Source organism: Allobosea sp. RAF48 (assembly GCF_052114025.1).
Lineage (GTDB): Bacteria > Pseudomonadota > Alphaproteobacteria > Rhizobiales > Beijerinckiaceae > Allobosea.
In genome coordinates, this window is the sequence record NZ_JBFRDZ010000008.1 from 237,823 (window position 1) to 243,977 (window position 6,155).

General features: G+C 68.4%; 7 protein-coding genes. 3 read left to right on the forward strand and 4 right to left on the reverse strand.

The genetic code is table 11. The features are described from left to right. Window positions 1–11: 11 nt before the first annotated feature. Window positions 12–716, reverse strand: coding sequence for an SDR family oxidoreductase (locus AB4Z10_RS17100; RefSeq protein WP_441471575.1), 705 nt, complete (start codon window positions 714–716; stop codon window positions 12–14). A gap of 128 nt (window positions 717–844) precedes the next feature. Between AB4Z10_RS17100 and AB4Z10_RS17105 the strand changes: the two genes are divergently transcribed. After that, window positions 845–1,738, forward strand: coding sequence for a LysR substrate-binding domain-containing protein (locus AB4Z10_RS17105; protein ID WP_441471576.1), 894 nt, complete (start codon window positions 845–847; stop codon window positions 1,736–1,738). Window positions 1,739–1,838: 100 nt separating this feature from the next. Beyond that, entirely contained in the window at window positions 1,839–3,002 is a 1,164-nt protein-coding gene (locus AB4Z10_RS17110) for an amidohydrolase (protein WP_441471577.1), read from the forward strand. A 7-nt stretch (window positions 3,003–3,009) separates the two neighbouring features. Here AB4Z10_RS17110 and AB4Z10_RS17115 read toward each other — a convergent pair whose 3' ends face one another. Both AB4Z10_RS17115 and AB4Z10_RS17120 read right to left on the reverse strand, forming a co-directional pair. Beyond that, window positions 3,010–3,648 (reverse strand): Vgb family protein, encoded by a 639-nt coding sequence (locus tag AB4Z10_RS17115; protein ID WP_441471578.1) that lies wholly within the window; start codon window positions 3,646–3,648, stop codon window positions 3,010–3,012. Window positions 3,649–3,682: 34 nt separating this feature from the next. Continuing rightward, the gene (locus AB4Z10_RS17120; protein WP_441471579.1) at window positions 3,683–4,903 is read right to left on the reverse strand and encodes a helix-turn-helix domain-containing protein; all 1,221 of its coding nucleotides are present in this window, start codon (window positions 4,901–4,903) and stop codon (window positions 3,683–3,685) included. Between the two features lie 109 nt (window positions 4,904–5,012). Between AB4Z10_RS17120 and AB4Z10_RS17125 the strand changes: the two genes are divergently transcribed. Continuing rightward, window positions 5,013–5,783 (forward strand): DUF899 domain-containing protein, encoded by a 771-nt coding sequence (locus tag AB4Z10_RS17125; protein ID WP_441471580.1) that lies wholly within the window; start codon window positions 5,013–5,015, stop codon window positions 5,781–5,783. A 21-nt stretch (window positions 5,784–5,804) separates the two neighbouring features. On the opposite strand, the gene AB4Z10_RS17130 is transcribed toward AB4Z10_RS17125, so the two are convergent. Continuing rightward, the coding region (locus tag AB4Z10_RS17130; RefSeq protein WP_441471581.1) for a DNA translocase FtsK at window positions 5,805–6,155 on the reverse strand (351 nt) is incomplete at its 5' end.

The window sequence follows — 6,155 nt, forward strand, 5'->3', positions numbered from 1 at the left end:
ACCGCTTGGTCTCAGATCGACCGGGTGATGCCGCCGTCGACGCGCAGGTTCTGGCCGGTGATGTAGCCGGCATCCGGCGAGACCAGGAAGGCGATGGTGCCGGCGATCTCGGCGCTCGTCCCGTAGCGCCGCATCGGCACGCCCTGGCGCCGCTCCTCCGTCGCAGGCAGGCTGTCTATCCAGCCCGGCAGCACGTTGTTCATGCGGACGTTGTCGGCCGCATAAGTGTCGACGAATATCTTGGTGAAGGACGCCAGCCCGGCCCGGAATACGGCCGAGGTCGGGAACATCGCGCTCGGCTCGAAAGCCCAAGCCGTCGAGATGTTGACGATCGCACCGGCCTTCTGTGCCTGCATGATCGGCGCCACCAGCCGCACCGGGCGGATGACATTCATCAGATAGACGTCGAGCCCGCGATGCCAGTCCTCGTCGGTGATCTCGAGGATCGGAGCACGCGGCCCGTGGCCGGCACTGTTGACGAGAGCGTCGATGCGCCCCCAGCGCTCCATCGCGAGATCGACGAGCCGGCGCAGATCGTCGTTCGACTGGTTGGAGCCGGTCACGCCGATCCCCCCAAGTTCCTGCGCCAGCGCTTCGCCCTTGCCGGACGAAGACAGGATCGCGACCCGGAAGCCGTCCGCCGCCAGACGTTTCGCCGCGGCGGCGCCCATGCCGCTGCCGCCTGCGGTGACGAGAGCCACTTTTTCTGTCGCCATGCTTGTCTCCATCGCCACTGCGCCGCACTATCGGGCGGCGCACTCCAGGGCTAAACGACTTTCCTATCACTCCCAACCCGGCCTGACGAACCAGTTTCACCCGCATCGGCCTGTAGAAAAACTATCGCATGACCGGCCGCGTCCATCGCCTGCCCTCGCTCAACGGCCTGCGCGTCTTCGAGGTCGCCTCACGCCACCTCAACTTCCGCCTGGCTGCAGAGGAACTGGGCGTAACCCAAGGCGCCGTCGCCCAGCAGATCCGTCAGCTCGAAACGGAGCTCGGCCTCAAGCTCTTCGAGCGGCTGCCGCGGACGCTTGCGCCCACGGAGGCCGGGCGCAGCTACGTCGGCTCCGTCCGCCGGGCCTTCGAGCTGATCTCGGACGCAACCGCGGAACTCAGGCCCGCACCGTTGCATCTGACCATCAGCGTGACGCCGAGCTTCGCCTCGCGCTGGCTCATCCCGCGCCTGCCGGATTTCACCGCCGCCCATCCCGGCATCGATCTGCGCATCGTCGCCACCGACCGCCTCTCCGATTTCCGAACGGATGCGGTCGATCTGGCCATCCGGCTCGGGCGGCCGCCCTTCGGAGCGGGGCTCAACGCCGAGCTGCTCTACGAACAGAGGATCATCGCGGTCGGCAGCCCGCTCCTGCTGGAGAAGCTCGGCGATCCCGCAGAGCCGAGCACCTTCGCGCGCTACCCGTTGCTGCACGACGGTCATGATTTCTGGCCGGCGTTTCTGGAGGCCGTTTTCCCCGGCGCCGCGCCGAAGCCAGTCCAGAACATCCGCTTCAACCAGACAGCGCTCGCGCTCGACGCCGCCATCGCCGGCCAGGGCCTGGCGCTGACGAGCCGCTTCCTCGTCGATGACGATCTCGCGCGCGGACGGCTCGTCTCACTCTTCGGCGCCGAGCTGCCGATCGAGGCCGGCTTCTACATCCTGTCGCCGCGCCGCGCCCGGCACCCGGAGCCGGTCGCAGCCGTGCGCAGCTGGTTGACCGAGGCCGCCGGAGCACGCTGACGGAGGCGCAACAAACTTGCATCCCGCGTGCCGGATTGCAGCGCCTCTTTCGCGCCGCCTGCCCTATCCATATGGCCGACAGACCAGCGGGGCCGCGACCATGCCTGAACTCGATCTTGATGCACTCCAGGCCGAGATGACGTCATGGCGGCGGCATCTGCATGCCCATCCCGAATTCGGCTTCGAGGAGGCGGGGACGGCCGCGTTCGTCGCCGCGAAGCTGCGCGAGTTCGGGCTCGACGAGGTGGTCGAAGGCGTAGGCGGCACCGGCGTCGTCGGTACGCTGAAACGCGGCAGCGGCAACCGCGCGGTCGCGCTGCGTGCCGACATGGATGCACTGCGCATCAACGAGCAGGGCGATCACCCGTATCGTTCGCAGACGCCCGGCGTGATGCATGCCTGCGGCCATGACGGGCACACGACGATGCTGCTCGGCGCGGCCAAGCTGCTCGCAGCCGAAGGCGGCTTCGACGGTACGGTGCGCTTCCTGTTCCAGCCGGCGGAAGAATGGGGCAAGGGCGCGCTCGCCATGATCGCCGACGGCCTGATGGAGCGCTTCCCCTTCGACGAGGTCCACGGCCTGCACAACATGCCGGGCCTCGCCATCGGGCAGTTCCAGACCCGCGTCGGGCCGTTCATGTCGGCGGAGGACAATTTCGAGATCGTGCTGAAGGGCGTGGGCGGGCACGCCGCAAGGCCGCATTCCGGCAACGAGGTTCTGGTCGCGGCCTGCGCGCTCGTCACCAGCCTGCAGACCATCGTCTCGCGGCGTCTGAGCCCGGCGGATATCGCCGTGGTCTCGGTGACGGAGCTGCTCACCGACGGCACCCGCAATGTCCTGCCTGGCACCGCGCGCATCCTCGGCGACGCCCGCAGTTTCCGCCCCGAGGTCAGCGCCGAGATCGAGCGGCAGATGGGGATCATCGCGCAGGGCACGGCACAGAGCTACAATCTCAGCGCCGAGCTGCACTACACCCGCGAATTCGTGCCGCTGGTGAACGACGAGACGATGGTTCAGGAGGCCTTCGCAGCTGCGCGCACGGTGTTCGACGATGGCAACGTCTCCGTCGCGCGCGAGCCGATGACCGGGTCGGAAGATTTCGCCCGCTTCCTCGATCATGTGCCGGGTTGCTTCGCCTATGTCGGGAACGGCGAGGATTCCGCGCCGCTGCACAATCCTCGCTACGACTTCGACGATGGCGGGCTGATCCATGGCGCGCGCTATCACGCCGCCATCGCGCGCCGCAGGCTCCCTCCCGGCTGAGGAGGTCTCAATTCCGCTTCGGCCGGCGGACGGCACGAACCGTGCCCTTCCCGGGCGCACCGCAGAAGAAGAGGTCGTCGCCGTTCGACTCCATGCCCGACACGCCCTCGCCCGCAGGCATGGCGAGGCTGTCCAGCACCTCGCCCGTCGCCGGGTCGATCCGGCGCAGCTCGCTCTCCTCGCCTTCCCAGGTTCCGTGCCAGAGCTCGCCGTCGACCCAGGTGACACCGGTGACGAAACGGTTGGATTCGATGGTGCGCAGCGTCTTGCCGGTCTCCGGGTCGATCTGGTGGATCTTGCGATCCCGGTACTGGCCGACCCAGAGCGCGCCCTCGGCCCAGGCCAGGCCTGAATCACCGCCGCCGCCGGGCGCCGGGATCGTCGAAAGCACGGTTCCCGTGCGCGGATCGATCTTCTGGATGCGATCCTCGGCGATCTGGAACAGGTGACGGCCGTCGAAGGCCGTTCCGGCATGGGCGGACACGTCGAGTGCGCGCTCCACCTTCCCGCTCGCGGGATCGAGGGCATTCAACCGGTCGCCGGAGGCGAACCAGACGCGCTCGCCATCGAAGCTCACGCCATGGACCTTGTCGACGCCCGGAAACGGGCCGTATTCGCGGATGATCTCTGCCTTGGATACCGTCATGGTTCTGCTCCAGAAGGATGTTGACGGTTCGACCCTAGCCACCGCGCCAGGGCGCCGTGAGTAACAAGCTCGTCGCGAAACCGGGGATGGCCGGCATCGTCCAGCGCCGTGCCCGCGCCTGCCCGTAGGACTGCACCTTGCCGGCCGAAGCCAGCTCTTCGAGCGCGCGCTGGACATTGCGCTGGCTGGCACCGAGAGCCAGTGCGAGTGCCGAACTCGACCAGCTCTCGCCATCTGCGAGAAAGGCGAGCACCGCCGCGTGCTTCTCCTCGACGGGGCGCGCCAATACGACCACCTCGGCGGCACGGTGCGGCGTCATCGCAAAGCCGTCCCGCGTGGCAGCCAGCCTTGCGATGGGCCGCAGCGCCGCGCGCAACCGCCCGATCTCGACGCGCAGCCGGGCGCGATGCGATTCATCCGCGAACCGGGACCCGAAGGCCCGTGCGATCAGCACCTCGCGCGACGCATCGGAGGGCCAGGCCTGCGCGAGCGCTCGCGCCAGGGCGAAGAGCACTGGGCGCGTCGCCAGAGAGACCGCGGCCCGAGCGTCGCGCACCACATATCGGCAGGCATCGACGACGAATGCGGCCGAGCCTTGCAGAGCTTCGATGTCGTCGAGGAGCAGGATACGTTCCGCTCCTCCTGCGATCAGCCGCGCCGCCGGCGCCTCCAAGGCGGCAAACGCGCCGTCCACCTCGGCCGCCAGGGCGGCAATGCCGCCACGCCGTGCCGCGTCGCGCGCGGTGCTGAGAGCTTCCCGCGCTGCGCTGGCGCGCAGCCTGCGCAGGGCGATGCCTGCGGCCGCGAGGCCGTGCACGGCCTGGAGCGCCGGCGGCAGCAGCGCGGAGTCCATCTCCGCCAGCGCCTGCTCCGCCGCGTCGAGCCGACCGATCAGCACGAGGTGGCGGATATCGAGATAGCGTGCATGGGCAGCATTGACGCGGTCGCCATGGGTCTCAAGCACCGCCGCCGCTCCCGAAAGTCGCCGCGGCTGCCAAACGAGATCGCGCGAGGCCAGGGCGATCTCGGCCTCCGCGACCACGCAGCGGGCCCGCGCGACAACCTCGCGCGGGCCGAAGCCCCGCGCGGCGCGGCGCAGCAGAAGCTTGGCCCGCGGAAAATCGCCGAGCTGCGCCATGGCGATGCCGCGCAGGGCCAGCGCAGGCGGGTCTTCGCGCAGGGCGACGCGGTTCAGGGCGCCCAGCGGGTCGCCCGAGGCAAGGGCCCGCGCCGCGGCGGTGATCAGCGAGTCCATGCGAATCCCGCCAAACTTGTCACTCCCTTCCCGCGTTCTCTCCGCAGTAGCACCGATCAGCGCGCCGCAGCGAGCGGCGCGGGACATCCGGCGACAGGAGCGAAGCGCGATGACAACACATCGTATCGGAACGCGCGAGGAATGGCTGGCGGCACGGATCGCTCTGCTTGAGGCGGAGAAGGCGTATACGCGCCAAGGCGACGCGCTGGCGCAGCGGCGACAGGCCCTGCCCTGGGTCAGGATCGACCGGGATTATAGGTTCGAGACCGACCAAGGCGAGGCGTCGCTAGCCGACCTCTTCCGTGGGCGCTCGCAGCTTCTCGTCTACCATTTCATGTTCGGCCCGGACTATGAGGCGGGCTGCCCGTCCTGCTCGGCGATCGCGGACGGGTTCAACGGCTGTGCGACGCATCTCGCCCATCACGACGTGATGCTCTGGGCCGTGTCGCGGGCGCCGCTTGCCAAGCTCCTCGCCTTCCGCGAGCGGATGGGCTGGAGCTTCCCCTGGGCCTCGTCAGGCGACAGCGACTTCAATTTCGACTTCAACGTCTCTTTCACCGAGGAGCAGGAGCGCACCACGGGAATCGACTACAACTTTCGGCACCAGCCGAAATTCGAGCGGCGTTCGGGCGGCAACGCTGTCGAGCGTAGCTTCGCTGAGATGGCTGGCACCGATGTCCCGACCTATCATCGCGAGCGCCCTGGGATGAGCGCCTTCATCCGCGAGGATGGCGCGATCTACCATACCTACTCCGCCTATTCGCGCGGCGTGGACGGCATCTGGGCGATGTATGCCTGGCTCGACCGCGCCCCGAAGGGCCGTAACGAGGAGAACGGGCCGTGGTGGCGTCACCACGACCGCTACGAGACCGCTTCGTAAGCGCTGGTCGGCGCTGCCGGGTCACTCTTCCTCGTCGCGCGGCGGGCGCGCGCCATCAACCAGGATCTCGCGCTTTCCGGCGTGGTTTGCGGGACCGACGATGCCCTCGTTCTCCATGCGCTCCATGATGGAGGCGGCGCGGTTGTAGCCGATCTGGAGGCGGCGCTGGATGTAGGAGGTCGAGGCCTTCTTGTCGCGCAGTACGACGGCGACCGCCTGCTCATACGGGTCGTCGCTGTCGACCGAACCCATGCCGGTCTTGTCGAACACGGCGCCGTCCTCGTCCTCTGCGCCTTCCTCCTCCTCGGAGGTGACGGCGTCGAGATATTGCRGCCGGCCTTGCGTCTTGAGATGCGCGACGACCTTCTCGAC

Coding starts and splice junctions, on each gene's coding strand:
- AB4Z10_RS17120 (WP_441471579.1), bottom strand. CDS start 4,903: ATGGACTCGCTGATCACCGCCGCGGCGCGGGCCCTTGCCTCGGGCGAC.
- AB4Z10_RS17100 (WP_441471575.1), bottom strand. CDS start 716: ATGGCGACAGAAAAAGTGGCTCTCGTCACCGCAGGCGGCAGCGGCATG.
- AB4Z10_RS17105 (WP_441471576.1), top strand. CDS start 845: ATGACCGGCCGCGTCCATCGCCTGCCCTCGCTCAACGGCCTGCGCGTC.
- AB4Z10_RS17115 (WP_441471578.1), bottom strand. CDS start 3,648: ATGACGGTATCCAAGGCAGAGATCATCCGCGAATACGGCCCGTTTCCG.
- AB4Z10_RS17125 (WP_441471580.1), top strand. CDS start 5,013: ATGACAACACATCGTATCGGAACGCGCGAGGAATGGCTGGCGGCACGG.
- AB4Z10_RS17110 (WP_441471577.1), top strand. CDS start 1,839: ATGCCTGAACTCGATCTTGATGCACTCCAGGCCGAGATGACGTCATGG.